This is a genomic window from Olivibacter sp. EAT-5, from assembly GCF_044784325.1.
GTDB lineage: Bacteria > Bacteroidota > Bacteroidia > Sphingobacteriales > Sphingobacteriaceae > Olivibacter > Olivibacter oleidegradans.
In genome coordinates this window covers 1,713,627-1,739,357 of sequence record NZ_CP173028.1, presented here as the reverse complement: position 1 = coordinate 1,739,357, position 25,731 = coordinate 1,713,627, and the positions used below count along the sequence as shown (strand labels likewise).

General features: G+C 40.0%; 24 protein-coding genes. 10 read left to right on the top strand and 14 right to left on the bottom strand.

Features of this window, described 5'->3' with window-relative positions:
• Positions 1–3 precede the first annotated feature (3 nt).
• The 3 genes from ACH11B_RS07010 to ACH11B_RS07000 form a co-directional block, all read right to left on the bottom strand.
• Positions 4–783, bottom strand: a complete 780-nt coding sequence (locus tag ACH11B_RS07010) for a shikimate dehydrogenase (RefSeq protein WP_013664630.1) — start codon at positions 781–783, stop codon at positions 4–6.
• 89 nt (positions 784–872) lie between these two features.
• Positions 873–1,634, bottom strand: a complete 762-nt coding sequence (locus ACH11B_RS07005; protein ID WP_130854607.1) for a phosphosulfolactate synthase — start codon at positions 1,632–1,634, stop codon at positions 873–875.
• 64 nt (positions 1,635–1,698) lie between these two features.
• Positions 1,699–3,102, bottom strand: coding sequence for a tetratricopeptide repeat protein (locus ACH11B_RS07000; RefSeq protein ID WP_013664628.1), 1,404 nt, complete (start codon positions 3,100–3,102; stop codon positions 1,699–1,701).
• A 416-nt stretch (positions 3,103–3,518) separates the two neighbouring features.
• Here ACH11B_RS07000 and ACH11B_RS06995 point away from each other — a divergent pair, with 416 nt between their 5' ends.
• Positions 3,519–5,027: an aldehyde dehydrogenase family protein gene (locus ACH11B_RS06995; protein ID WP_377613148.1), complete on the top strand. Its 1,509-nt coding sequence runs from the start codon at positions 3,519–3,521 to the stop codon at positions 5,025–5,027.
• Positions 5,028–5,094: 67 nt separating this feature from the next.
• Positions 5,095–5,976 carry a bestrophin family protein gene (locus ACH11B_RS06990; protein WP_130854608.1) on the top strand — a complete coding sequence of 294 codons (882 nt, stop codon included), beginning with the start codon at positions 5,095–5,097 and terminating at the stop codon, positions 5,974–5,976.
• Here ACH11B_RS06990 and ACH11B_RS06985 read toward each other — a convergent pair.
• The 3 genes from ACH11B_RS06985 to ACH11B_RS06975 all read right to left on the bottom strand — a co-directional run bounded on the left by ACH11B_RS06985 (position 5,973) and on the right by ACH11B_RS06975 (position 9,061).
• On the bottom strand, positions 5,973–6,668 hold the full coding sequence (locus tag ACH11B_RS06985) for a response regulator transcription factor (RefSeq protein ID WP_013664625.1): 696 nt from the start codon (positions 6,666–6,668) through the stop codon (positions 5,973–5,975). The two genes, ACH11B_RS06990 and ACH11B_RS06985, sit on opposite strands and share 4 nt — an antisense overlap.
• Before the next feature lie 11 nt (positions 6,669–6,679).
• Positions 6,680–8,482: a sensor histidine kinase KdpD gene (locus tag ACH11B_RS06980; RefSeq protein WP_041387153.1), complete on the bottom strand. Its 1,803-nt coding sequence runs from the start codon at positions 8,480–8,482 to the stop codon at positions 6,680–6,682.
• A gap of 213 nt (positions 8,483–8,695) precedes the next feature.
• Complete coding sequence (locus ACH11B_RS06975) at positions 8,696–9,061, bottom strand: DUF3127 domain-containing protein (RefSeq protein ID WP_013664623.1); 366 nt, start codon at positions 9,059–9,061, stop codon at positions 8,696–8,698.
• A 73-nt stretch (positions 9,062–9,134) separates the two neighbouring features.
• On the opposite strand from ACH11B_RS06975, the gene ACH11B_RS06970 reads away from it, so the two are divergent.
• The 3 genes from ACH11B_RS06970 to ACH11B_RS06960 are packed head-to-tail and all read left to right on the top strand — an operon-like array spanning position 9,135 to position 11,309.
• Complete coding sequence (locus ACH11B_RS06970) at positions 9,135–10,310, top strand: class I SAM-dependent RNA methyltransferase (protein WP_013664622.1); 1,176 nt, start codon at positions 9,135–9,137, stop codon at positions 10,308–10,310.
• Positions 10,273–10,662, top strand: a complete 390-nt coding sequence (locus tag ACH11B_RS06965; protein WP_013664621.1) for a hypothetical protein — start codon at positions 10,273–10,275, stop codon at positions 10,660–10,662. The genes ACH11B_RS06970 and ACH11B_RS06965 overlap by 38 nt, the downstream gene beginning before the upstream one ends.
• Positions 10,659–11,309 (top strand): HD domain-containing protein, encoded by a 651-nt coding sequence (locus tag ACH11B_RS06960; protein WP_377613145.1) that lies wholly within the window; start codon positions 10,659–10,661, stop codon positions 11,307–11,309. Before ACH11B_RS06965 ends, ACH11B_RS06960 begins: the two co-directional genes overlap by 4 nt.
• A gap of 60 nt (positions 11,310–11,369) precedes the next feature.
• Here ACH11B_RS06960 and rplS read toward each other — a convergent pair whose 3' ends face one another.
• The 5 genes from rplS to ACH11B_RS06935 form a co-directional block, all read right to left on the bottom strand.
• The gene (gene rplS / locus ACH11B_RS06955) at positions 11,370–11,717 is read right to left on the bottom strand and encodes a 50S ribosomal protein L19 (protein ID WP_013664619.1); all 348 of its coding nucleotides are present in this window, start codon (positions 11,715–11,717) and stop codon (positions 11,370–11,372) included.
• Positions 11,718–11,839: 122 nt separating this feature from the next.
• Positions 11,840–12,517, bottom strand: a complete 678-nt coding sequence (gene trmD / locus ACH11B_RS06950) for a tRNA (guanosine(37)-N1)-methyltransferase TrmD (protein ID WP_041388015.1) — start codon at positions 12,515–12,517, stop codon at positions 11,840–11,842.
• Between the two features lie 5 nt (positions 12,518–12,522).
• The gene (gene rimM, locus ACH11B_RS06945) at positions 12,523–13,047 is read right to left on the bottom strand and encodes a ribosome maturation factor RimM (protein ID WP_377613144.1); all 525 of its coding nucleotides are present in this window, start codon (positions 13,045–13,047) and stop codon (positions 12,523–12,525) included.
• A gap of 122 nt (positions 13,048–13,169) precedes the next feature.
• Positions 13,170–13,700 carry a 30S ribosomal protein S16 gene (locus ACH11B_RS06940; protein ID WP_013664616.1) on the bottom strand — a complete coding sequence of 177 codons (531 nt, stop codon included), beginning with the start codon at positions 13,698–13,700 and terminating at the stop codon, positions 13,170–13,172.
• A gap of 119 nt (positions 13,701–13,819) precedes the next feature.
• Positions 13,820–13,975: a hypothetical protein gene (locus ACH11B_RS06935; protein WP_377613142.1), complete on the bottom strand. Its 156-nt coding sequence runs from the start codon at positions 13,973–13,975 to the stop codon at positions 13,820–13,822.
• Between the two features lie 197 nt (positions 13,976–14,172).
• On the opposite strand from ACH11B_RS06935, the gene ACH11B_RS06930 reads away from it, so the two are divergent.
• Entirely contained in the window at positions 14,173–16,350 is a 2,178-nt protein-coding gene (locus tag ACH11B_RS06930) for a bifunctional alpha,alpha-trehalose-phosphate synthase (UDP-forming)/trehalose-phosphatase (protein ID WP_130854612.1), read from the top strand.
• Positions 16,351–16,355: 5 nt separating this feature from the next.
• Here ACH11B_RS06930 and ACH11B_RS06925 read toward each other — a convergent pair whose 3' ends face one another.
• The 3 genes from ACH11B_RS06925 to mqnB form a co-directional block, all read right to left on the bottom strand.
• Complete coding sequence (locus ACH11B_RS06925; RefSeq protein WP_377613141.1) at positions 16,356–18,149, bottom strand: glycoside hydrolase family 15 protein; 1,794 nt, start codon at positions 18,147–18,149, stop codon at positions 16,356–16,358.
• Positions 18,150–18,224: 75 nt separating this feature from the next.
• Entirely contained in the window at positions 18,225–19,082 is an 858-nt protein-coding gene (locus tag ACH11B_RS06920; protein ID WP_130854614.1) for a 1,4-dihydroxy-6-naphthoate synthase, read from the bottom strand.
• A 106-nt stretch (positions 19,083–19,188) separates the two neighbouring features.
• Positions 19,189–19,839 (bottom strand): futalosine hydrolase, encoded by a 651-nt coding sequence (mqnB, locus tag ACH11B_RS06915; protein ID WP_377613140.1) that lies wholly within the window; start codon positions 19,837–19,839, stop codon positions 19,189–19,191.
• A 56-nt stretch (positions 19,840–19,895) separates the two neighbouring features.
• Between mqnB and ACH11B_RS06910 the strand changes: the two genes are divergently transcribed.
• From ACH11B_RS06910 to ACH11B_RS06895, 4 genes are all read left to right on the top strand, one after another.
• Positions 19,896–20,309 carry a 6-carboxytetrahydropterin synthase gene (locus tag ACH11B_RS06910; protein ID WP_130854615.1) on the top strand — a complete coding sequence of 138 codons (414 nt, stop codon included), beginning with the start codon at positions 19,896–19,898 and terminating at the stop codon, positions 20,307–20,309.
• A 20-nt stretch (positions 20,310–20,329) separates the two neighbouring features.
• Positions 20,330–20,971, top strand: coding sequence for a GTP cyclohydrolase I FolE (gene folE / locus ACH11B_RS06905; protein WP_041387150.1), 642 nt, complete (start codon positions 20,330–20,332; stop codon positions 20,969–20,971).
• 50 nt (positions 20,972–21,021) lie between these two features.
• Entirely contained in the window at positions 21,022–21,909 is an 888-nt protein-coding gene (gene fabD / locus ACH11B_RS06900; RefSeq protein WP_377613139.1) for an ACP S-malonyltransferase, read from the top strand.
• 93 nt (positions 21,910–22,002) lie between these two features.
• Positions 22,003–25,725, top strand: a complete 3,723-nt coding sequence (locus ACH11B_RS06895; RefSeq protein ID WP_377613138.1) for an ATP-binding protein — start codon at positions 22,003–22,005, stop codon at positions 25,723–25,725.
• Positions 25,726–25,731 lie beyond the last annotated feature (6 nt).

The following is a 25,731-nucleotide window of genomic DNA, read 5'->3' as shown; positions in this document are numbered from 1 at the left end:
TGGTTATGAGTTCCATATTTCCCAATTCTTTTCTGCTTGTAGGTGAAGCATTTCCAAACCATTCTTTATGATTGCTCCACGTTTCTTTCCTTCCATTAAAAAAGCCGTTTCTTCCGGATTGTAAACCAAATCATAAAGCAAGTGCCGTTCACCAATAAACTCATAGGGAATTTCGGGCTTTTCATCTACCTTCGGAAAGGTTCCAAGAGGAGTGGTGTTAATAATAAGCAGATGCCCTTCAATTATTTCTTTATTTAATTGTTCGTAAGAAAACTGCTTAGGATTTGCTCGTCTAGAAACCACCTCATAGTCGATCCCCAATTTTTTTAACACATAAAAGACGGCACGGGCGGCACCGCCGTTACCCAAAACGAGCGCCTTTGAATGCTGTTTCTTCAGTAAAGGTTTTAAGGACTCCTCAAAACCGTAAACATCCGTGTTATACCCTTCCAGCTGAACCTTTTTCATGCACATTTCTCCACTAAAAAAAGATTCAACCGGATTCGATTTTACGATCTTTATACAATTAACGGCATCAATCTCTTTCGCTTCAGGCGATATTTTATCAAGATAAAACATAACCCCAATCTTATGTGGTATCGTTACATTAAGACCGCAAAGCTCTGGTTGCTGCTTTAATAAATCGGGTAGATCGCTGATATTGGGGAGCGGTAATAATTCATAATGGTAATCTTTGAGACCCTCCCTTTCGAACTTTTCGTTAAAATATTGCTTAGAAAATGAATGCTTAAGCGGATATCCAATCAATCCAAATTTCTTCATCACTATTTATAATATCCGGGGAAACTTTGCCCCCGTCTTTCGTTAGAATTTAACAAACATATATTTACTATGTTTTTCACTTAGCAAAACTACATGGAAATAAAATGGTCAAACGTATCGCCCCGTAGTCCAAGACGTATTGTTTCCAAAGGTATAACTTCCTGTGGCGCTATATTGCCTAAATTGACATTACTTCCAATCAATTTAATGAACCAAACCTGTTGCGCTTTTATAGGGGCTTCCCAAATAATGGACTCTTGCGGAACCTGCGTTAGTATCTCGTCAATGAGTCCCTGTCGCACTTCTCCTGTTTCACGATAAATTCCTACGTTACCACTTTCTCTCGCCTCGGCAATGACTTTCCAGGACCCGGCCGCTAATTCCGCTTTGATAAGCTCGATCCAACGATAGGGCGCTATTATTTTTTTATCGTCTTTTGATCCAACTTCTGAGATGACCGTAACCTGTTTACTCAGTATGTCAATATATTTACATTTTTCTTCATGGGGTAAGATGATCGATCCATCGGATATTTCTGCATATTCCATCTTATACTTATCAAGTACTTTCCGATATGCGTCGAATTGATTTCTTATCAAAAAAGCTTCAAACAAGGTGCCTCCAAAATAAAAAGGCATCTGTGCATCGCGATAAATCTGTAACTTCTCTTCAAGCTTTGGAGTAACCATGGATGTTGCCCATCCCAATTTTACTATATCGGTATGTGGTGCAGCAACTTCGATGAAATCTTGAGCCTGCCTGGTACTCATACCTTTATCCATTACCATCGTTATCCCATTATTCCGAGGCTTGAGCGTCCGTATTGGGATATTATTTAACTCAAAGTTCATAGGAATGCAAAGGTGAAAAAAAAAATCAACACTGCTATACTTTCATGTTGATAAAATGTAATTGTTACTTGGTAAACTTGTTGATAATTTCTAGAATCACCTTATTATCTTGTAGTTGGGGGAGATATTCAAATAGTATGTGATATTTTTCGGGATCCGCCGTCAGGGCCAATTCCAGAAAATTCAGCGCTTCTGTATATTTTCCTGCAGCAAACATATAAGCCACCATTCTATAATATAACTCAGGAGCATCGGGGTTGTTCTTTATAGCTTCTGATATTACTTCAATAGCGGTTGTAAGTTTTTCTTGCTCATATAAAATCGATGAATAGTCAAGCCAAGCTTCCGTATCAAGCGGATTCAATTCCACCACCTTTTCATAAGCAGCCTCGGCCTCCGCGATTTGCTTTAACTTATAGCGGGCATCAGCTATTGCAAACCAATATTCCGGATTTTGATCATCAATATCCAACGCTTTTTTGTAAAAATGTAAGGATTCAAAGTAGCGTTCTTCGTAATCAAGCGTCACACCAATTCCAAACCAACCATCTCCAAGCTTCGGATCAATTTTCACTGCCTTTTTATAATACGACCTTGCTTCATCCATTTGTTCCAACTTCTCATAACATTCTCCAATAGCGCAGTAGGTCTCCGCACTAGGCGGCTCGTACTCAAAGGTCTCCTTATAAACATCGATCGCCTCGGCATATCGATCTAAATTTACCAATGCATTTCCTTTGTTGAAATAAGCCGAGGCAAAATTTTCCTTAATCAATATCGCATAATCATAGGCATCGATCGCCTTTTCATACAAACTTAATTTATGATATGCGTTTCCAAGGTTATACCAGGCAGCATAGGAATATGGTTCATTATCAATGTATTGAAGATAAAACCCGATACTTTCCTCTTGCCGATCTAAAACATCATAGCAGAAAGCCAGTTCATATAATGCTTCCTGGTTCTCCATATTATGCTCAAGGCTCTTTTTTAGGTATTTGATCGCTTGCTCATAGTCGCCTTTATTTTGAAAAAGCATAGCCATTTGCAAGAATATCTCGTCCGGATTCTCTGTTAGAGACAGCGCTTTCTCCAGGTTTGCAATAGCCTCTTCGTATCGATCTATTGTTCCAAGAATCCCGCCACGAATAAGATATATATCGGGTTCAGAAGCTTCCAATAACTCAGCTTTGTCTAGCGCCTTTAATGCTAAATCCAATTGATTGGTCACAGAGTATAGTTGCGCTTGCTTGATATAAAAAATGGCGGCAAAGGGATGCTGGTTAACCGCGTAATCAACTACTTGAAGAGCTTTTACGGGATCATTCTTCTCCATATAATAATCGATGATTCCCTCAAATGCTTGGGCGTCAAAAAAGTATTGATCCTCATTACGGATCATCTCTTCGTAACGTTCTACCGAAAACTTTGGGTCTTCAGAGAATTCAAAATCAAAATCGTCTTCCATCGCAATTAAAATAATTAGTAGTTCTTTATCTTTGCCCCTCCACGTATCACATAAAACAGAACCAGACTCCAGACGGAATCTTTATTAACGTTCAATCATAATGCCAATATGTACAAAAACGAACAGCTTAGCTAATACACTTGCTGATGAAATAATGCCTTCAAATTACTGTTAAAACTCTTATTCTAAGAATTTAGTTTTCCACAAACAAACAAATAAAAACCCAAGGCTTTGTCTCATAAGCTTTTACAATTTTGTTTTTTGAAGTACTTTGTTAATAACATTCACCAGCGGCAATCTCTTGGAGGATTAAACAACCCCTACTAACCTTTGTATCTATATATACAAATATACATATTTTTCCGGAATTTTACTTTAGGTTTGTATAGCATACATTCAATTGAAAAGGCATTTTTATGAAAGCGATTCATATTTCCTCGATTTTAGAACGACTTTGTATTCAAAATGTTAGCGGCACCTCGCCTTCTATAACGAGTTTCTCCCCCGTGGATGGCAAAGCTATCGCTGCTGTCCCGATAACCACTCGTGTAGATTATGAAGCATTAGTCGGAAAGGCCGGCGTCGCTTTTTCACAGTGGAAACAGGTTCCTGCACCTAAAAGAGGGGAAATTGTCCGCCAGATTGGCGATGCGCTACGGCTTCATAAACAAGATCTTGGAAGGCTCGTTTCCTACGAAATGGGAAAAAGCCTACAAGAAGGTTTGGGAGAAGTGCAGGAAATGATTGACATTTGCGACTTTGCGGTTGGCTTGAGCCGGCAATTGTATGGATTAACGACCCAATCAGAACGTCCGGCTCATCGAATGTTCGAACAATGGCTTCCATTGGGTATCGTTGGCATTATTTCGGCCTTTAACTTCCCGGTTGCTGTTTGGAGCTGGAATGCCGCAATTGCGTGGGTTTGCGGCAATGTTTGTATTTGGAAACCGTCTGAAAAAACGCCCATAACTGCTTTAGCCTGTCAAAAAATCGTATCTGAAATATTTAATAGGAATGACCTACCTCAAGAGATTTCTTGCCTTATTCAGGGTGACGCCGAGTTAGGTAAACAGATGGCATCAGATCCACGTATTCCGCTCCTTTCCGCAACGGGCTCAACACGTATGGGAAAATCGGTTGCCCAAGCTGTAGCTGCTCGGTTGGGTAGAACCATCCTTGAACTGGGCGGTAATAACGCTATCATTATTACAGCGCATGCGGATACGAAAACCGCTTTATTAGCCAGTGTTTTTGGCGCTGTTGGAACTGCAGGGCAACGTTGCACCACCACTCGTAGACTCATCATTCATGAGTCCATTTATGAATCCTTTAAAGTCCAATTGGTTGATGCATACAAACAGTTAAAGATAGGAAATCCGCTGGACGAAGCGAATCATGTCGGCCCATTAATTGACGAGGCCGCTGTCAACTCCTATCTTGAAGCCATTAAACGATGTAAACAGGAGGGAGGTAAGTTCATTGTAGAAGGGGGCGTTTTGAAAGGAGACGGGTATCCTTCGCCTTGTTATGTTAAACCATGTATTGCGGAAGTTGAACCACATTACAAAATCGTTCAACAAGAAACCTTTGCCCCTATTTTATATGTGATGAAGTACAAAGATTTAGAAGAAGCAATCGCTATACAAAATAATGTTCCGCAGGGTCTTTCTTCTGCAATTATGACACTCAATTTACGAGAAGCAGAGCATTTTCTATCTGTTAACGGCTCCGATTGCGGCATTGCTAACGTCAATATCGGCACATCGGGCGCCGAAATTGGGGGTGCCTTTGGAGGTGAAAAAGAAACGGGTGGAGGACGAGAGTCCGGGTCTGACGCCTGGAAGGCTTATATGAGAAGACAGACCAATACCATCAACTATTCGGACAAGCTTCCATTGGCTCAAGGAATTACCTTTAATTTATAGCATTTACCATCCGATGAAATTTTAATCTTCTTTTTTTAGATTTACACGCACAATTTCATTTCTAGCAATGATTATTTACAATCCAAAAGACTGGCTGCATGCCGTTTTATCTTTTCACCGTTCTGAAACTATAAAAAAATTATATCCCTATCTTATTTTAATGGCGATTTATGCCTGGGCGATTGCTTATCTCGAAATAGAATACCTTAAATTGTCTGAGAAAAGCTGGCTGCGAAATATTCCTTCTATGCACAGTTTGCTTGGATTTGTCCTATCGATCTTACTGGTATTCAGAACGAACACAGCATATGATCGTTGGTGGGAGGGGAGAAAGTTATGGGGGCAGTTAACGAATAATAGCAGAAACCTTGCATTGCGAATTGAAAGTCTTTTGCCCGAGGGTGATAAGGGAAACCGAAGCTTCTATAAAAAGAGTATACCCTTATTTGCAAGCACACTTCGAGAGCATTTACAGTCCAGTCAAACACGTTTCATGTTAGACGAAAAAGATCACCCGGAGTTCAACCACCTAGATGAAAACAAGCATGGCCCTAATCAGGTGGCTGCTATGATCTTTAAAAGAACGGATACATTGTACAGAGAAGGCGTTATCAGCGGAGACCAATTAATAATATTAAATGCCGAGCTTTTGTCCTTTACGGATATATGTGGCGCCTGTGAACGAATAAAAAACACGCCGATACCCTTTACCTATACCTCTTTTATCAAAAAGTTTATTTCAATTTATGTACTAACCTTACCGTATGGCTTTGTGTTTTCACTCGGATACTTTGTCGTACCGGCCGTTGTTTTTGCTTTTTATGTATTAACATCACTCGAGCTTATCGCCGAAGAAATTGAAGACCCTTTTGGCACGGATGTCAATGACTTACCTTTAGAAAAAATGGCAGATAATATCCGAAAACATGTTGGGGAGCTTATTCATTAGCCCACTAATAACTTATATCCTTTCCCGTGTACATTCACAATTTCTACCTTCGGGTCTTCTTTAAGGTATTTTCTAAGTTTACTTAAAAAGACGTCCATGCTACGGCCATTAAAATAATTGTCGTCATGCCAAATTTTTATCAGGGCTTCTTCCCGTGTAAGCACGTCATTTTTCTTTAAACAGAGCATCCTTAAGAGCTCCGCCTCTTTAGTAGATAATTTCTGTTGTTGGCCATGGCGGCTAATCAATTGGGCTGTATAGTCGAAGTTATATTCCCCTAATTTGAATTTAACCGGAAGTTCCTCCTCAACACCCCTTTCCTGGAAGGAACTTCTTTTCAATAGGGCATTAATTCTCAATAACAATTCTTCTACTCGAAATGGTTTTGTAATATAATCGTCACCTCCTAAATTGAAGGCTTCGGTTTTATCCTCCATCATACCTTTAGCGGTAGCAAAAATGATGGGTACGCTTTCGTTCACTTTTCGAATTTCTTTCCCGAGTGAAAAGCCATCCTTTTTCGGCATCATCACATCTAAGATACACAGGTCGAACTCTTCTTTGCTAAAGGTGCGCAAAGCCTCCTCTCCATCCTGGCATAGTTTAACATCAAATTTACCCTTTAGTTCTAGGTAGTCCTTTAGTATTTCGCCCAAATTCGGGTCGTCTTCCGCTAATAAAATTTTCCGCATACCGTATGAGATTAGTTCTTTATAGTAGGTAAAATCAATTCGAACTCCGTTCCTTTATTCTTCTCACTTTTCACCTTTACCGTTCCCTTCATTCGTTTAATAATATCATGTACGTAGCTCAGTCCAAGACCGAAACCTTTAACATCATGTAGATTTCCGGTGGATACTCGATAGAATTGATCAAAAATTTTAGACAGTTGGTCCCTACTCATGCCGATACCCTTATCTGCTACGATAATATGGAGATGGTTACCGACATTTTTAGTTCTAATCGTAATTTCAGGAATATCCTTACTGTACTTTATAGCATTATCTATAAGGTTAAAGATAACATTCGATAAATGGAATTCATCACCATACAAAATGGGATTAGCCGCCTCAATTTGCATATCTACCTGTGCGTCCCGCTTTTTTAGTTGTAAATCCATGCTATCAACAACTGCCGCCACCAAATCATTAAGATTCAATTCCTGCTTATCAAGCTTCAGATCGCCTTTATCAATTTTGGCAATATTCAACACCCTTTCTATATGATTTCCTAGCCGGACATTTTCGTCATAAATAATGCTGGCAAGCTTGTCTACGCGTTTAGCGTCCGTAATAATTTCCGGATCCTTTAACGATTCGCTGGCAATCATAATAGTGGCAACGGGCGTTTTAAACTCATGTGTCATATTGTTTATAAAATCCGTTTTCATCTCCGAAATTTTCTTCTGTCGCAAGATGATAAAAATCGTATAAGTAAAACATCCGATCAAAACAAGCAGTAATGCCGCCGACGACCCAAGCATGACGCCCATACTACCTAACAACAAAGAGGTCCTGCTCGGAAAATTAATTGCCAACTTTCCTGAAGACTTAATCATGCTATTTGGAAATAGAAGCGTGGCATAGGAGTTCTTTAGGTCAAAATTACCGTTAAAAGATGCCATCTGAAAAAGAACAGAATCATCGCTTCCCTCGGTTATCACCATATTAAAAGGTAGGTTTATCTTTCGATGCAACAGCTCTTCCTTTAGCTCTGCTTCGATATAGGAGGGGTTTATACGCTTCTTTAATGGCTGCTTTGCCAATTCAAAGTCATTTGCCAAATTTTCAATAACCGAAGTTGCCGGTTGCTGCGCATTCGACATATAAGAATCGAAGAACTGGGTGGCTTGCCGAATCTTCTCCTGTTCTTCATAGCGTTTAATCTGCTCATCTAATTGACGATCTCTTGGCGGAGGCAGCACCACGACAGCAAATTCATTGGCATAATCGTCCAAAATCACGTATCGTACACTATCGTCCTTGGCCTTTTTGGGATTGGTAACAGATCGCTCGGCATATATCTCCATGCTATTATTCTGATAAATACCTGATGCGCTCTGCTTCAGTGATACTTTTACCAATCTTTTCAACTTGGGATCACGCATATAGGTTTCATAGAACCAATTTGGTATGAGCGTAGCACTTGGAAACTGTCGTTTTAGCTCCGACTCCAACTCACGATATTCAGCTTCCATTTGGCGTTGGCGCCTGCGCATACGTTCAACAACGGCTTTTGTCTGCCACTCTTCCTCTATCTCCCGTTGCTGCTTTTCCCGAAGCTGTTTGTTACGAATATTTTTTGCTTCTTGAGCCTCTATAAAATCAATAGCTTCCTTTTTTTCTGCTTTCAGCACAACCGTATTTAATGCGGCATTAACGGCCTCATCAAACAATTGCGCTTTAAGATTATAAGATTGATGAATGAAATAATATTGCATCGCTATTACACCCAAAAGGGCAAATAGCATTAACCCGATAATCAGCCCTATACTTTTACGCCTCATATACACAAAAATACGCAAGCACTTGCTTTTCAGACTTCTTTTAACAATTTTTAACACACCAAGCTTGAGGCAAATGACCAAAACATGCCACGAAGTATTAAAAATTCCAGTATTTAAGAAACGTGTGAAGAACCTGTCTGATGTTTTTAATAGATATCTTAAAAAAAAGAGCAAGCTATAGAAGTAGCTTGCTCTTTTTTCTTAGAAAGACTTTTAGAAGGGTAGATCATCGTCGTCTCCAGGGGCAGAGGAGATGTCTACAGGCGGTACATACTGAGGGGTTGCGCCTGCACCTTCCGGTGCAACCTTATTAACCCGCCACGCAACCAATGAATTAAAATAGGTTGTAACACCGTCCTTATTAGTCCACGGTCTCCCTCTTAAATTAAAAGAAACCTCTATATCTTCGCCGGGAGCCAGGTTATCAAAAAGATTAACCCGATCTTGCGTAGCTTCAAATCTTATATATTCTACAAACTGCGGGTTTTCAGCATACTGAACGATCAGATCTCTTTTTTTAAAGGAATCCGTAACCTGCTGTACCGCACCAACTTCATGTACCTTGCCTTTTATTTCCATAACATTAAAACGATATAAATTGTAAAATTAAGGATTTTTGGCGACAATAATCAGTAACTTCGCACAATAAGCTATGCAAGTTTTCAACACTCCTCAAAAAGTTATCATTACCTGCAATAAAAGATTGTCACCTTATTTGCAGCAAGAAGTCAAAGCACTCGGTTTTTCCATTAAAAGAGCTTTTAGTACCGGCGTCGAAATCAGCGCAAGTATGAACGACTGTATTACGCTCAATCTCAATTTGTATTGTGCGAGTCAAGTGCTATATTCAATCAGCTCTTTCATAGCCGCTGATGCCGCTCAGCTTTACAGCGAAATAAAGAAAATTGCCTGGGAAGATTTGATCGACTTTAATGGATATTTTTCCGTTACATCTACCGTTAATAACGAAACGATTACAACCCCATTATTTGCCAACCTGAAGGTAAAGGACGCTATCGTTGATCGTATTAAAGAAAAGAAGGGTGTCCGCCCCAATTCGGGAGCGGAACTTAATAAAGCTGTTGTTCACCTCTTTTGGCAAGAAAGCAAGGCAGATCTATACTTAGATACTTCCGGTGAAACCTTAGCCAAACATGGCTATCGCAAGCATCCCGGGAAAGCCCCCATGTTAGAGGCCTTAGCCAGCGGCGTGTTGTTTGCTACGGAATGGGACAAAAAATCACCGTTTATTAATCCGATGTGCGGATCAGGGACACTAGCCATAGAAGCTGCGCTCCATGCAACCAACAGAAAACCTGGCCTATTTCGCATGAATTATGCTTTTATGCATTTCTTGGGCTATGATGAGCAGGTATTTTTCGCTGCAAGGAGAGCGCTAAAAGAAAAAATCATCAAACCAACGGATTTAAAAATCATTGCTTCCGATATTTCGCAAGAAGCCGTGGAAATAGCAAAGGCTAATGCCAAAACGGCCGGCGTAGATCAGCTAATTACATTCGAAGTTTGTGATTTTGCACAAACGACCGTGCCCTCTTCCTCCGGCGTTATTGTTTTTAACCCTGAGTACGGAGAACGTTTGGGTGTTCACACCAAACTCGAACAGACCTATAAACGCATGGGTGATTTTATGAAACAATCATGCAAAGGTTACAATGGTTTTATCTTTACAGGAAATCCCGACCTTGCGAAAAAAATTGGGCTTCATACCTATAAACGGGTAGAGTTCTACAATGGAAAATTGGATTGCCGCTTACTGGCATACGAACTTTATGATGGAAGTAGAAGAACCCATCCTGAACATGATTAAAGCGTATATACTGTATACCGGTGCCGATGGCCACTCTCATTTTAAAGAGGGTTTCGTTACCAATGATTTAATAACCGATGTTAGGCATCTACACTTCAAAGAAACCGCCGCTAAAGCATCTTATGACTGGCATACCGCACCACGGACACAATATGTAATCACCTTGAAGGGAAGCTTGGAGTTTACCACTTCTTTGGGAAAGACATTCATACTACAAACAGGGGAGGTTTTAATCGCGACAGATACCACTGGCAAAGGGCATAAGTGGAAGCTGATCGGTACCGATCCTTGGTTAAGAGCCTATGTTGCTTTTGAGGAGAACGAACCCATCAATTTTCAAGAACACTTATGACCAACGGCATTATATTAAAAACCAAAGAATTTGTTCAATCAAAACTAAAAACGGCTGAAGCAGGTCACGATTGGTTTCATGTGGAACGTGTATGGAAAAACGCAAGGCTCATTTTAGAAAATGAAACAGCGAACATCATGGTTGTCGAGTTAGCGGCCTTATTGCATGATATAGCTGACAGCAAATTTCACGACGGCGATGAAGAATTAGGCCCCCGAATAGCCCGTTCCTTTTTAAGCTCCCTTCACCTTGAGGAGACGACGATTGCACATGTCTGCAACATTATTAAGAATATGTCCTTTAAAGCAAGCTTAGGGAAAATTGAATTTTGGTCAAAAGAATTAGAAATCGTTCAGGATGCAGATCGCTTGGATGCTATTGGTGCAATTGGTATCGCTCGTGCCTTTAATTATGGGGGATACAAAAACAGAAGCATGTACGACCCGGCCATAAAACCAAAAGAGAACCAAAGCAAAGAGGAGTATAAAAATACAACCGCTCCAACGATTAATCATTTCTACGAAAAACTCTTGCTGCTAAAGGACAAAATGAATACGGAAACGGGAAAACGTTTGGCAGAATCACGGCATCAATATATGCTAGACTTTCTTCATCAATTTTTCAATGAATGGGAGGGAAAGCAATAAAAAAAGCCTCTTGTCATTAAGAGGCTTTTTTATTTCGTGCGCAGAATGAAATCGCTCTGCTTATACTCTTTTCGATTTAATACGAGCGGCCTTACCGGTTAAGCTACGCAAATAGAATAGTTTTGCTCTACGTACTTTTCCGTATGTATCAACGACAATTTTATCAATATTAGGTGAGTTTACAGGGAAAATACGTTCAACACCAATGCCATTAGACATTTTACGAACCGTAAAGGTTTCATTTGATCCTGCCCCATTTCTTTGAATAACTACCCCTTTATATACCTGTATACGCTCTTTGTTACCTTCGCGAATTTTATAGTGAACGCTAACGGTATCACCAGCTTTAAATGCAGGAACTTCATTTTTTGCTACCGCCTGCTCTTCTACAAATTTTACTAAATCCATGATTTTAAGTAATTAACAACGATTTTTAACCCGTAAAAATCGGACTGCAATATTAGCTATTTTATTTTAAAATTAAAAACCTATTTTGCTTTTTTATTTTTACTTGCTTTTGTCTTTATCAACTATTCATCCAAGAGATCAGGCCTTCTTTCGCGTGTTCTTGCCAGCGACTGTTCATATCGCCAGTTATCGATTAATGATTGATTACCGCTCAACAGGATATCCGGAACTTTATGCCCACGCCATTCAGCAGGTCTGGTATAGACGGGTGCATCCAATAGTTCTCCCTGAAAGGAGTCAGAGAGCGCTGAAGTCTCATCCGATAGGACTCCGGGAATAAGGCGAGCAATTGCATCAACCAATACCGCAGCAGGTAATTCCCCGCCGGATAATACATAATCACCAATGGAAATTTCTTTCGTAACGTAGAGATCCCTTATTCGCTGATCAATCCCTTTGTAATGTCCACAAAGAATGATAAGGTTCTCGTGTAAAGCCAGCCCATTGGCAATCGTTTGATTTAAGCGTTCCCCATCGGGGCTCATAAATATGACCTCGTCATAATTCCTTTCCCTTTGAAGCTTCTCAATGCAAGCGGCAAAAGGCTCTATCTGCATAACCATTCCGCTTCCTCCTCCATAAGGATAATCATCTACACTTTTATGTTTATTGGTAGCATAATCACGTAGATTGTGAACATAAATCTCTACCAATCCTTTTTTTTGGGCCCGCTGCAGGATAGAATGAGCAAAAGGACTTTCCAAAAGCCCCGGAAGTACGGTTATGATATCAAAGCGCATAATTATCATTCATTGTAAACATCAACCAATCCCTCGGGTAGGTCGACATGCAAAACATGTTGTTCTTTATCTATTTTCACAATAAAATCATCATTCACCGGAAACATCAGCTCCTTAAACCGATAGTGAACCACCGCGATATCCTGTTGGGGATATTCATTGATCGCTATAATCTCCCCCAATTCGCCATGATGCTCATCATACACCAAATAACCTACAAGATCGGAGGTATAGAATTCATTTTCATCCCTTTCAGGCATTTTGCTTTTAGGCAGATATACAGACTTACGCAAAAGCTCTTTTGCCGCGTCTATATGTTCCACATCTTCAAAAAAGAAATATCCGGTTTTATTAGATTGGATTTTAAAAGAATCGACAAAAAAAGGAACGAGTTTTTTCTCGATCTCTAAAAATACCGTATCGAAATCTAACTTTTTATAGTCGTCAAACGCAAAATATAGCTGGACTTCCCCCTTTAAACCCCTTGTTTTACTGATATAACCAATATAAAAACAATCCTCAATATGCATGACTCATTCCCTTTGTAAATGCTAATGGAATATGTACTCTCCTGAAAAATAGCTTGAAAAACAAAATGCCATTCTTAAGATGTTTCTTTAAGAATGGCACTTAATATTAATACGCTATTCTATTACTCAGCGCTTGTAGTTTCTTCGCTATCAGAAGCATTCTCCGGAGCCTCTTCAGAAGCAGGCTCTTCCACAGGAGCATTTTTAGCCGCTAATGCCGCTGCTCTCTCTTCTTTCTTTTTGGCTTCTGCTGCTAATGCTGCTTTTTTAACTTCCTCTTTTGATTTAGAAAGCGAGTCTTTCTTTCCTTCTATTTTCTCCTCTTTTCCTTTTAACCAATCTTGAAAGCGACTTTCAGCCGTTGCTTCATCAAAAGCACCTTTCTTTACACCGCCTAACAAATGCTTTTTGTAAAGCACGCCTTTGTAAGACAAAATAGCACGCGCGGTATCTGTAGGTTGTGCCCCTTTCGTTAACCAGTCTAAAGCCTTGTCGAAATTTAGGTCTATTGTTGCGGGATTCGTATTCGGATTGTACGAACCTAACCGTTCAATAAATTTACCATCGCGAGGTGCACGTGAGTCTGCCACTACTACATGATAAAAAGGTTTTCCCTTTTTACCGAATCTTTGCAATCTTATTTTAGTTGCCATTTGAGATAATTTATGTATTCAACATATTTCCCGGAGCTATATACTGCGGGGCTGCAAAGATAAAAAAAATTCCTATTAAAAAATAAAAAACTACAGCAATTATTTGAAGCTCTTTAAACTTATATGTATTTTAACAGCAAATATACCCAAAACACAACGATGGCTACTACAAGTACCCGACCAAAACCTTTCTTCAATTTTTCCGGCATGCCTTTGTAATAAAAAGAGAAGAGGGCAACAAACAATATCAATAAAAATGGTAAAAGTTTTTTCATTATATTGATGTCAAACCTACGGTTTATTCTTATTGTTCTCACTATAAAAGATGCACTTTAACAGGTTTCGATTACGCTCCGCCCCTAAATAAATTTTGTTATATTTAACAACTTCGTAAAAAGCACGCCAAAAATTGGCCCTTTTCCAAACTGTTGATCCGTTTTTTGGTTAATAATCATAAAAAATTAAAAATATCGTGAACAAAACAATTATCGTTTCGAATAGATTACCTGTAAAGATTGTTGAAGAAAATAACGAATTGAGTTTTATTCCAAGTGAAGGAGGACTAGCTACCGGTTTGGGCTCTATTTATAAAGAGGGAAACAATATATGGATTGGATGGCCTGGAGTAGACGTTCAGGGAGAACGTGAACAACAGGAGGTTACGCAAAGACTAAAGTCGCTCAACTTAATTCCGGTATTCTTAAATAAAGAAGAAATTAAGCGCTACTATGAAGGCTTTAGCAATGAAGTCCTTTGGCCTATATTTCATTACCTGTCTACGTATGCAAACTACAACTACCAAAATTGGTTAGCTTATGTTCAGGTGAACCAAAAATTTGCTGACATTATCCTACGCGAACTAAATCCCGGCGATACGGTATGGGTCCATGATTATCAGCTTTTGTTGGTACCGGGCTTAATCCGGCTGAAACAACCCGAAGTGTCCATTGCCTTTTTTAACCACATTCCTTTTCCTTCGCAGGAACTCTTTCGTTTAATACCTTGGCGAAAAGAACTATTGCGTGGGATGTTGGGGGCAGATCTACTCGGTTTCCATACCTTTGACGATGTTCGTCATTTCCTTAGCGCAGCTACACATTTGCTTCCCATCCATGCAGATGCAAATCGGCTGCGTGTAGAAAATCGTATTGTTCTGGCTGAACCTTTTCCAATGGGCATGGATAGTGAGAAATTTTCGCGATTAGGAAACGATCCGGAAGTATTAGCGCATATTCAGAATTTTAAGCAAAACTTTAATGGAAAAAAGATTATTCTATCCATCGACCGGTTAGATTACAGTAAGGGTATTATTCAACGATTAAATGCTTTTGAACTGTTACTTTCAAAAAACCCTGAATATATTGAGCAGGTTACTCTTTATATGATTGTGGTACCATCCCGCGACACCGTACCGCAATATAAACGATTAAAAGACGAGATTGACCGGCTTGTGGGCCACATTAATGCACGATTTAGAACATTCGAATGGCACCCGATTGCTTATTTTTATCATGGGTACCCAATTGAAATTATCTCTGCTTTATATAATGTTGCGGATGTATGCCTCGTCACGCCGATGCGTGATGGGATGAATTTAGTAAGCAAAGAATATGTTGCGAGCCGAAACGATAATACCGGCGTCTTAATTCTTAGTGAAATGGCGGGAGCATCAAAGGAACTTAACGATGCTTTACTGGTAAACCCAAACAATATTTCAGAAATTCGAAAGGCCTTGATAACCGCTTTAAATATGCCGAAAGCCGAAATGGAAGAAAGAATGAAAGCCATGCGAGCGGTCGTTTTCAAATTCAACATCAAACATTGGGTAAAGATTTTTATGAATCGTTTACAGGATGTCAAACAGATGCAAAAGAATTCGATGGCGAATTTAGTGAAAGCTTCTATTCGGCTTGCCATACAAGAAAGATATAAGGCAGCCCGTAATCGCCTGTTGTTATTTGACTACGATGGCACGCTTGTTGGCTTTAAAAAGGAAATCGACGAAGCTTCCCCCGACCTGGCCTTATATAATTTATTGGATGCTTTCGTTGCGGATAAAAAGAACACATTGGTTATTATAAGCGGAAGAAAACACACCACGCTCGAACAATGGTTCGGAGCAAAAAGCTATACATTGATTGCCGAACACGGCGCTTGGAAAAAGAATAGCGTCGGCGATTGGGAGCAAGTTCCCGGACTATCCACTAACTGGAAAAGTGAAGTGCAAAAGTTGATGGAGGATTATACGGATAAAACACCAGGTTCCTTTATTGAGGAGAAAAGTTATTCGCTAGCCTGGCATTATCGCAAGGTACAGAAGGGACTAGGATCGCTTCGTGCAAACGAACTAATGGATAATCTTCAATATCACTTAAATGCCTACGGTCTTAAAATGCTTGATGGGGACAAAGTCGTAGAGGTGAAAAATGCAGACGTAAATAAAGGTCGGGCTACACTAAATCTTTTACACGACACTGATTATGATTTTATTCTAGCAATAGGTGATGATAGAACCGACGAGGACACTTTCAAAGCCCTGCCTGAAAAAGCGATTAGTATCAAGGTTGGTAGCAATGTGTCAGCAGCAAAGTATTATTTGGAAGATCAGGAAGAGGTCCGCGATTTGCTTACTTTCTTGGTAGAAACGTAACGGGATTAAGATCCCGTTACCAAAAATCGTGGTGTCCCTAATTTCACAGCAATTCTGTTAACGGCATTAATAAGCCCCACATGGCTATATGCCTGGGGGAAGTTTCCCCACTGATCGCCATTATTTGCATCAATATCTTCGCTAAACAGCAGCAGATGGTTTGCATAAGGCAACAGATTCTCGAAGGTTTCAATCGCATCTTGTGTCCTTCCTACAGAAGCCAGGGCCTCGACATACCAAAAGGCACAAATAAGAAAAGTCGATTTGGGTTTACCGAAATCATCGGCATGAAGATACCGATAGAAAAGACCATTTTCAGCTCGGAGCTCTCCTTCAAGCGCTCTTAAATGATCTCGGGCCTTTTGAGACGCCGGATCCAGATAATTCATGATAATAAGCTGCAACGTACTGGCATCCAGATGCCCACTACCTACCGCGTGCGTGTAAACTTTTCTTTGGGGATCATAACAATCTTCAATATGCTTTGAAGCCCGTAAAATCAATGCTTCTGCACGTTGTTCTAATTTTGGTTCCCGGATTTCCTTAGCAATCCGATAGGCCGCTTTGGCTCCTGCCCATTGAAAGAGATTCGTATAGCAATGGTAATTGGCAAAATTTCTAAATTCCCAAATTCCTGCATCCTTTTCGTCAATTGTTTGCTCTATTTTACCAATGATCATATCCAACCATGCTGAGGAATGCCCTTTCTCTTTTCCTACGAAGCGCTTGTCTGTATACAGGGGCAGCAGTGATAATAAGACTTGGCCGTAAACATCGTTTTGCACGTGTTCATATGCTTGATTCCCTAACCGAACCGGCTTATTATCCATATAACCCGACAGATGACTCAGTTCCTCTTCGATTAATTCCTTTCGTCCCGTAATGCTATAAAGTGGTTGATACCGCCCTTCTTCATTAGCAGATATATTCGAAATAAATTCGGCATAATGTTCCATTTCTTCAAACTGACCGATACGAAGCAGTGAAGCCAACACATAATAGCTATCTCTTATCCAACAATATCGATAGTCCCAATTTCGTCCGCTGCCCGGCGACTCAGGCAAACTGGACGTGCTCGCGGCAATGAATGCACCGGTATCTTCATATTGATGAAGCTTCAAAGCCAATGCCGATCTAATAACCGCCTCCTGATAAAATGGAGGAATCGTGGTGTGTTTAATCCACGTACGCCAATAATTTATGGTTTGTCGCAGAAATGTTTCTGCCGTCTCCTCAAGAGGCGCTTCTAAGGGCTCTCCATAAGTTAATATTAAATACTTCGTGTCATGAAGTACAAAAGTACCTGGCTCAAAAAAATGGCTGATAGGAACATTCGTTGTTAACCGCATGTGATCGCTGCCGCCCGTAAATTCGACATGATTACTCCCTCTATGCCGGTCCTGCGCAGTCCTTCCATAATCGGTTACCGGATAACAACGCATGCGAACACGCGGCTCCCCACTAATACGCTCTACCTTCCTAATTAACATCAATGGCTTAAAATAGCGGTCATATTGTCTAAATCGAGGAGCAAAATCGGTTACTTTATAGGTCCCCTCTTCATTAGAAATTATCGTCTCCAGAATATTGGTATTTGGAATATACCGCTGCTCCGACTGGAACTTCCCATCGGGAAGAATTGAAAATTCACCGCCTTTTTCCTTATCAAGTTTACTGCCAAAAACAAAGGTGCTATCGAAGGCCGGCCAGCATAACCAAGAAATATTCGTATTTGTTTGTACATGCGCAATGTAGGCACAATTTCCTATTATTCCACTTTGATAGGTGTGTCTATTCATTCTTTAAGTATTTTCAGTTTTAGAACAACAAAAACATGTTTCTGTTTAGGCCAACGGATCAAAAGGCACTTTTTGCTAATTTAAGAACAAGTTTTTCCGGATCGCAGGTATTAAATTTAACTGGCGTGCTTTCTCAAACATAACCTGTACGGCCTTCCTGCCTTCTTGTCCCAAATTAAGCGAGTACTTGTTAACATACAATTCAATATGCTTATACATGACCTCCTCACTCATTTCCTGCGCATGTTGACGAATAAAATCAATGCCGGAATCCGGATGTGCAAAAGCATATTCTACACTTCTTTTTAGAATACGATTGACCTTCATTTTGATATCATTCGGTATATCTCTTCTTATTACGATTCCTCCCAATGGAATGGGACATCCGGCTTCTTTTTCCCAAAAATCGCCTAGATCGAGAACCTTATGCAGCCCTTTATCTTGATAAGTAAAACGATTTTCATGAATTATTAAACCAAGGTCGACCTGCTCTTTCAATAACGCTGGTTCTATTTCGGAAAAAACGAGTATCTCTTTGTTTTGAAGCTGAGGAAAGGCTAAACCAAGCAGAAAGTTCGCCGTTGTATACTTCCCCGGTATTGCAACTTTTAAATCCGATATAACTTGTTCGTCCCTTCCCTGAAGCACTTGCTGCACCAGTTCCTCCTTTTTGCAAATAAGCAAGGGGCCGACGCCGAAACCCAGAGCACTTCCTGCGTCCAGCAAGACGTATTTTTCAAGCGCATAAGCATAGGCATGAAAACTTAGCTTGCTAATATCAAGCGTGCCATCAAATGTTTTATGGTTTAAGGATTCTACATCCTCATAAAATACATCAAAAGTTAATCCCTCCGTATCAATTTTGTGATGGATCATAGCATCAAAAATAAAAGTATCGTTGGGACAGGGAGAAAATCCAAGTGTCAAATTCATTGCTTTTCTGTTTACGTTCTATTTCATGTGAACATCCATAGCAAAAGTAGCAGAACCCGCAGCATCTTTCTTGTTTAGAATGTCATTTTATCTCAAAAGATGCTGTTTAGTTAAAATAAGAGATGAGCCAATCATTTAGATTTTTGACAGCGAGCCCGATCTGCCAATTTTCCCGATTACGCCTTTCAATATAGTTGGATATGCTTCGTATCTGTACACAAGGTAGCATTATTTGTTCGCAGGCGTAATAGAACGCTGCACCTTCCATACTTTCAACTTCCGCTTGTTGCCTTTCCAGTGCAAGCTTAATACTTTTATCATTTCCATGAACCCTGTTGACGGTTAGCCCGCTTACGCTTCTAAACCTTCCGATAAGATCTGCGGGGAAGCCCGGTATCGCCCGAAACGCAGCCTTCCCAAAACCCAGTTCATCTATCGATAAAAACTGCAGATCATCTTCTGCCCCCAATTCATAAAACAGGTCTTTTTCAATGAAAACGATGTCGCCAAGACCGATATCCCTTGAGAAAGACCCGCCAATCCCAACATTAATCGCAAAATCATAGCTTTTGTTATGTAAGGTCTTTCCCAAGGCAAAAGCGGTAGCAACCATGCCAACACCTGTTATTAAGATATCCGGTTTTTGCTCCTTTCCTTCTAGAGATTGAATAAAGGGCCCTATCTCTGCAGCGGTTGCTGCAACTATTAAACATTTGGTCATAAGTAATAGAAAGGCAATATAATGATTTTCATCCATCAAAATCCTAAAATGTTAAAATTATTAAGCTTATCTTTGCGGGCTAATAATTGATTATGATTTATATTACTCGTAGAGAGCGTTTTAGTGCAGCCCATAAATTATACCGCGACGATTGGAGCTTGGAAGAAAACGAAGCGACCTTCGGTAAATGTAGCAATCCTAACTGGCATGGTCATAACTATGAACTATTTGTTACCATCAAGGGCGAGATAGACCCCACCACCGGGTTTGTAATGGATTTACGAATCCTTAAGACTATTATTTTGCAACACGTTGTCGAAAAGCTAGACCACCGAAACGTAAACTTGGACGTGGATTTTATGCGTGGTAAAATGGCTTCTACCGAAGTTCTTGCCGTAGAGATCTTCAACCAGCTCAAAAGCCCTATTGAGACGGCAGGCGCACAACTGCATAGTATAAAACTTCAGGAAACCGAAAACAATTCGGTGGAATATTTTGGAAACTAATAATAATGAGGAACAATCCGATGAATATTAACAATAACGAAGCCCCTTTGGATGATGAGGAGCTTGATGGTTATGTAAAAATTGATCGTTATAACACCGATAAAATTGAGAGTATAGCCAACCACTACGAAGACATTCTATCTCAACTTGGCGAAAACCCAAAACGTCAGGGCCTATTAAAGACACCCGAGCGTATTGCTAAAGCCTTGCAATACCTAACCCATGGCTATGATATCGATCCTGCTGCCATCTTAAAAAGCGCTATGTTCGAAGAAGATTATAGCCAAATGGTGGTCGTAAAAGATATAGAAGTCTATTCAATGTGTGAACATCACCTTTTACCCTTCTTCGGAAAGGCACATATTGCCTACATTCCAAAGGGACACATTGTTGGTCTCAGTAAAATCCCGCGGGTAGTAGATGCTTTTGCCCGCCGCCTGCAGGTACAAGAAAGGCTTACCAATGAAATAAGGGATTGTATTCAAGAAACATTGAATCCGGCTGGAGTTGCGGTAGTAATCGAATGCAAGCACCTGTGCATGGCTATGCGAGGTATACAAAAACAGAACTCGGTTACCACTACTTCTGCGTTTACCGGAGAATTCGCCCACGAACGCACGAGAGCTGAGTTCTTGCGGCTGATAACCGCTAGTCTAGACTAATTTGCTTCATCTTTCTTTCCTTAATTATCCATTAAAACAATCATAAACGCATGAAGAAGGCCTATTTATTCCCTGGACAAGGAGCCCAATTTGTAGGAATGGGACGGGATCTTTACGAATACAAAGAAAATACCCGTAATCTATTTGAACAGGCAAATGAACTCTTGGGATTTCGTATTACGGATATAATGTTCGAAGGAACAGAAGAGGATCTTAAAAAAACGAACGTTACACAACCCGCAATTTTTTTACATTCCGTTATTCTAGCTCAAGCACTCGGCGATCAATTTGATCCACAAATGGTAGCAGGACATTCACTGGGTGAGTTTTCAGCACTTGTGGCAGCCCAAGCGCTAAGCTTTGAAGATGGTCTTATCTTAGTATCCAAAAGGGCCAACGCCATGCAGAAGGCTTGCGAGATTCAGCCTTCGACCATGGCTGCTATTTTAGGCTTGGACGATTTTACGGTCGAAGATATTTGCCAGCGCGTTAGTGACGTCGTTGTTCCTGCCAATTATAATTGTCCCGGACAATTGGTAATTTCCGGAACGATTGCGGGAGTCGATAAAGCTTGTGAACTCTTATTGCAGGCGGGCGCAAAAAGAGCGTTGAAATTAAATGTCGGAGGCGCTTTTCATTCCCCATTAATGGAAACGGCACGCGCAGAATTGCAAGAAGCCATTGAAAAAGTGTCCATCAAAGAACCGATCTGTCCGGTATATCAAAATATTGATGCCAAAGCCTATTCCGATCCTGCTAAAATTAAAGAAAATCTCATTGCGCAGTTAACCGGTGCCGTTAAGTGGACACAAACTATTGAACACATGTTAGCCGATGGGGCAACGTCTTTTACAGAAGTAGGTCCGGGAAATGTGTTACAGGGACTGGTAAAGAAGGTAAATAGGCAAGCAGAGACCGCCGCTGCTCAGCTCCCCTAAATTTACGGATACCGTATTCTTTCTACACCTCATACGTTTTCTTTATACGTATGAGGTTTTTTCATATTTTTACCAAAAGCAATACTTTTTACTTTGAATAACTCTTTAAAAATACGGGTATTACTTCTGGTACTAACACTCTGCTTTATTGGCACGGCACTAACTATTCATTTAACTTTCAGAAAGGAAGAAATTTTACGGATAGAGGCAAAACGGATCGAGCAGAACCTACATAAAAAGGAACTCTTCATAAAAGCTTTTCTTAAAGATAGTGCCAGTTTTAATGCGCTTAAAGACATTCAAAACAATGAGAAATTAACGGCGCACGTTGTTCAATATTTTGGGGAAAAGAAAAAAGTTCTGGTATATACCTATTCCAATAGCGAGCTGACCTTTTGGGGCTCCGATAAGATCGTGCCGCAATCAGATGCCGGATTACCCGAAGGAAGCTCATTAATTGTAGCAGATAATGGTTGGTATGAAGCGATTAAAAGATCAAAAGGTGGATTTTCTGTAGTTTGCCTAATTCCTATTAAATCGAAATATGCACTAAAAAACGATTATCTCAACGAGGACTTTTCACCGGATTTAATCCGTAGCCAGAATCTGACGATTGCCAATTATGACGATAATCCTGTATATAATATACGAAGTAGCGATGGGAAATACCTGTTTTCGGTGAAGCTGAAACAACAGACATACAATACGCTCTTCTCCAAGTTAGAGCTGGCGATGTGGCTTGCCGCTATGTTTTTTGCAACCGTTCTAATGAACAGCGTTTGCGCGTGGATGGCAGGTAAAGGAAAAGTAAAGTTGTCAGCCTTGGCCTTTCTCTCATTTTTTATCCTGACAAGATACCTCGATTTATCTAATGGTTTACTCGCCACTCACTTTTTTAACGAGATTTTTGATCCGAAATATTATGCCTCAAGCTTTGTTTTCCCCTCTTTAGGTGCCTTTTTATTGAATGTAATTGCCGGTGCCTGGTTTATGTGCTATATCTACAATTATCGATTTCAGCTTTTTGTAAAGAGGCCTTCCATCAATACTTTTTTAAAAGTAGTATTTTTCGTAATATCATCACTTCTCATTTATCTGATCAGTTCTCAAATTGTTCAGGTTTTTAGTGGGTTAATCGGAAATTCAAATATTCAATTCGATGTCACGAATGTTTTGAAACTCAACATTTTTAGCTGGCTGGGAATCTCTGCTTTATGCCTGGTTATACTCAACCTTTATTTACTGTTGGAAGTGTTGATGGCAGTTAGTTTAAGCTTTGATATTCACAAACGCCAATGGTTCACGTTGTCTTTTATAACACTTGTTGTTTACAGCGTTACTCTTCTTTTCATAAACGAACTGACCTTATCCTTCTTTCTTTTTAGCAGCATCATTTTACTGCGAGCCTTAACTTTCTTCAGCAAGAAAGATTTTAACTTAGTTGTATTCATTACCACCCTGCTGCTTTTTGCATGGATTGCATCCTTAAATCAGACTAAGTTTATTAATGATAAAGAACTGGAAACCCAGAAATTAATCTTGCAGCGCTTGGAGTCGGCAGACGACCCGGATGCTGTATTTATTTTTTACAGCATAGAAAATACGGTTGCGAAAGATCATTATCTAATAAACTATTTCTCACAACCTCAAAAGTATAATGTTCATGTGCTGAACGATTACATCAAACAAACCTATTTCAGCGGTTACCTTTCTCGCTACGAATTTAACATATATGAACTGAAAAAAGGTTTCACCAATGAGGTTAAGAATGTTCAAAAATTAGCTTATTACAAAGAAAAGGTGGAATCTGGTTCCATCAAGGTTTCGGAATATTTTTATCGCATTAACAACAATTTCGGAAGCCTTTTATATTTTGGTCTAATCCCGGTTATTGCCGATGGAAAAGAAGTGGGCACTACATTAATTGAATTGACAAGTAAGGCCTTCGAGCGTTATGCATCCTTTCCTGAAATCCTGAGTAATGGTCGACTTAATAAGCAAGAAAATCTAGAGCAATATTCCTTTGCCCTTTACCGGAACGGAAAGTTGCTCAATCAGTTCGGGGATCATCTTTTTCCTGCAAACGATCGTGATTATCCAAAAGAACGTTTTCAATTTATTCGGGTAAACACGGTAAATGGGGGAGGGGAACTCATGTATCGACCAAATGAGCATATATTAATGGTATTAAGCAAAGATCGGCAAGGCCTTTGGATGCAATTAGCCTCCTTGTCCTTTTTATTCCTTGTACTTCTGGTTTTTGCGGTTACGGTCTATGCCTCACAATGGTTGATTATAACTTTTAAAAATTATGATTTCAGTTTTCGAACAGTAAGGCGCTCTTTTTGGATAACACAAAACAAGATCCTGTATCGGACACGTATACAAGCTTTTGTTGTTTCGGCTGTTGTAATTACCTTGATTATCGCCGGTGTTATTACCTTCTTCAGTGTAAGTAATCAATATGCACACCAACAGGAAATAAATACAGTTAAACGCATTAATCAAATGGTTTCCGGTTTAGAAACCATTACATCCGGGCTGGAATCTTCCGCCTTTAAAAATACCGAAGCCAAAAATCCCGAAATTGAAAAAGAACTTTACAATACCGCAACTTCAAACGCAACCGATATCAGTCTTTACAATACAGAAGGTGTTTTATTTTATACTACCCAAAGTAAGATTTACGACCTGGGCTTAACGTCAAAACACATGAACGCCAAAGCTTGGTTGCATATGTCTAAATTCCGGCGATCTGAATATTTCCATAAGGAAGCGATCGGCAATTTAGAATACCCGGTTGCTTATGCCCCTATAAAAAATGATCAGGACGAAACGATTGCTTATTTAAGCCTTCCTTATTTTTCTGACGAAAAGGAATTTGCGGATCGGATAGGGATGTTGCTAAGTACGCTGATAAATATATACGCACTGGTAATAGTCGCTTTAGGTTTATTTGCCGTGTTTATTGCTAACCGGATTACCTCGCCTTTAAGCCTAGTTCAGAGAAGTTTAGCAAAAACTTCTATCGGAAAAACAAATGAGCCCATTTTCTGGAAAAGAAACGATGAAATCGGCTCCTTAATCAAAGAATATAACAACATGATTGCGGCTTTGGAAATAAGCGCTAACAGAATAGCGCAATCTGAAAGGGAGTCTGCTTGGAGGGAGATGGCTAAGCAGGTGGCTCACGAGATAAAAAACCCGCTAACGCCTTTAAAACTCGGTGTGCAATTACTAGAACGCTCGTGGAAGGAAAATGATCCTAATTTTGACCAAAAATTCAAGCGCTTTAGTAAATCGTTCATTGAGCAGATCGATAGTTTATCCACTATTGCCTCCGAATTTTCAAATTTTGCGAAAATGCCCGACACACAGCTTGAAGACGTGGATATTATCGATACAATAGAAAAAATAATACCGATCTACAACAACACCGCCGCCGTTGAGATTTCTTTCAGCAACCAGGCAGAGGGATCTGTGATGGTAAGAGGAGACAAAGACCAACTCCGAAGATCCTTTAGCAACCTCATTAAAAACGCGATAGAAGCAAAGGCTGGCCGCGGAAAATGCTTAATCCATATCTCTGTGAAAAGAAATAAAAGCTTGCTGATTATCGCCATTAAAGATAATGGAAATGGAATAGATGAACAGGTTCGAGATCGCATATTCCAGCCAAATTTCACGACCAAAAGCTCCGGTACCGGACTGGGTTTAGCTTTCGTAAAACAAACCGTTGAAAGTATGAAAGGCTCGATCAGCTATTCAACAGAAATCGGTAAAGGAACGACCTTTTTTATAGAAATACCACTCTGAGCTTTC

What these genes read in the sequence shown, in the direction of transcription:
- ACH11B_RS06960 (WP_377613145.1), top strand. Translation starts at nt 10,659, where the DNA reads ATGACCAACGGCATTATATTAAAAACCAAAGAATTTGTTCAATCAAAA.
- fabD (WP_377613139.1), top strand. Translation starts at nt 21,022, where the DNA reads ATGAAGAAGGCCTATTTATTCCCTGGACAAGGAGCCCAATTTGTAGGA.
- ACH11B_RS06985 (WP_013664625.1), bottom strand. Translation starts at nt 6,668, where the DNA reads ATGCGGAAAATTTTATTAGCGGAAGACGACCCGAATTTGGGCGAAATA.
- ACH11B_RS06970 (WP_013664622.1), top strand. Translation starts at nt 9,135, where the DNA reads ATGCAAGTTTTCAACACTCCTCAAAAAGTTATCATTACCTGCAATAAA.
- trmD (WP_041388015.1), bottom strand. Translation starts at nt 12,517, where the DNA reads ATGCGCTTTGATATCATAACCGTACTTCCGGGGCTTTTGGAAAGTCCT.
- folE (WP_041387150.1), top strand. Translation starts at nt 20,330, where the DNA reads ATGAATATTAACAATAACGAAGCCCCTTTGGATGATGAGGAGCTTGAT.
- mqnB (WP_377613140.1), bottom strand. Translation starts at nt 19,839, where the DNA reads ATGGATGAAAATCATTATATTGCCTTTCTATTACTTATGACCAAATGT.
- rplS (WP_013664619.1), bottom strand. Translation starts at nt 11,717, where the DNA reads ATGGATTTAGTAAAATTTGTAGAAGAGCAGGCGGTAGCAAAAAATGAA.
- ACH11B_RS06965 (WP_013664621.1), top strand. Translation starts at nt 10,273, where the DNA reads ATGATGGAAGTAGAAGAACCCATCCTGAACATGATTAAAGCGTATATA.
- ACH11B_RS06940 (WP_013664616.1), bottom strand. Translation starts at nt 13,700, where the DNA reads ATGGCAACTAAAATAAGATTGCAAAGATTCGGTAAAAAGGGAAAACCT.
- ACH11B_RS07010 (WP_013664630.1), bottom strand. Translation starts at nt 783, where the DNA reads ATGAAGAAATTTGGATTGATTGGATATCCGCTTAAGCATTCATTTTCT.
- ACH11B_RS06910 (WP_130854615.1), top strand. Translation starts at nt 19,896, where the DNA reads ATGATTTATATTACTCGTAGAGAGCGTTTTAGTGCAGCCCATAAATTA.
- ACH11B_RS06920 (WP_130854614.1), bottom strand. Translation starts at nt 19,082, where the DNA reads ATGAATTTGACACTTGGATTTTCTCCCTGTCCCAACGATACTTTTATT.
- ACH11B_RS07000 (WP_013664628.1), bottom strand. Translation starts at nt 3,102, where the DNA reads ATGGAAGACGATTTTGATTTTGAATTCTCTGAAGACCCAAAGTTTTCG.
- ACH11B_RS07005 (WP_130854607.1), bottom strand. Translation starts at nt 1,634, where the DNA reads ATGAACTTTGAGTTAAATAATATCCCAATACGGACGCTCAAGCCTCGG.
- ACH11B_RS06935 (WP_377613142.1), bottom strand. Translation starts at nt 13,975, where the DNA reads ATGAAAAAACTTTTACCATTTTTATTGATATTGTTTGTTGCCCTCTTC.
- ACH11B_RS06925 (WP_377613141.1), bottom strand. Translation starts at nt 18,149, where the DNA reads ATGAATAGACACACCTATCAAAGTGGAATAATAGGAAATTGTGCCTAC.
- ACH11B_RS06975 (WP_013664623.1), bottom strand. Translation starts at nt 9,061, where the DNA reads ATGGAAATAAAAGGCAAGGTACATGAAGTTGGTGCGGTACAGCAGGTT.
- ACH11B_RS06980 (WP_041387153.1), bottom strand. Translation starts at nt 8,482, where the DNA reads ATGAGGCGTAAAAGTATAGGGCTGATTATCGGGTTAATGCTATTTGCC.
- ACH11B_RS06995 (WP_377613148.1), top strand. Translation starts at nt 3,519, where the DNA reads ATGAAAGCGATTCATATTTCCTCGATTTTAGAACGACTTTGTATTCAA.
- rimM (WP_377613144.1), bottom strand. Translation starts at nt 13,047, where the DNA reads ATGCATATTGAGGATTGTTTTTATATTGGTTATATCAGTAAAACAAGG.
- ACH11B_RS06990 (WP_130854608.1), top strand. Translation starts at nt 5,095, where the DNA reads ATGATTATTTACAATCCAAAAGACTGGCTGCATGCCGTTTTATCTTTT.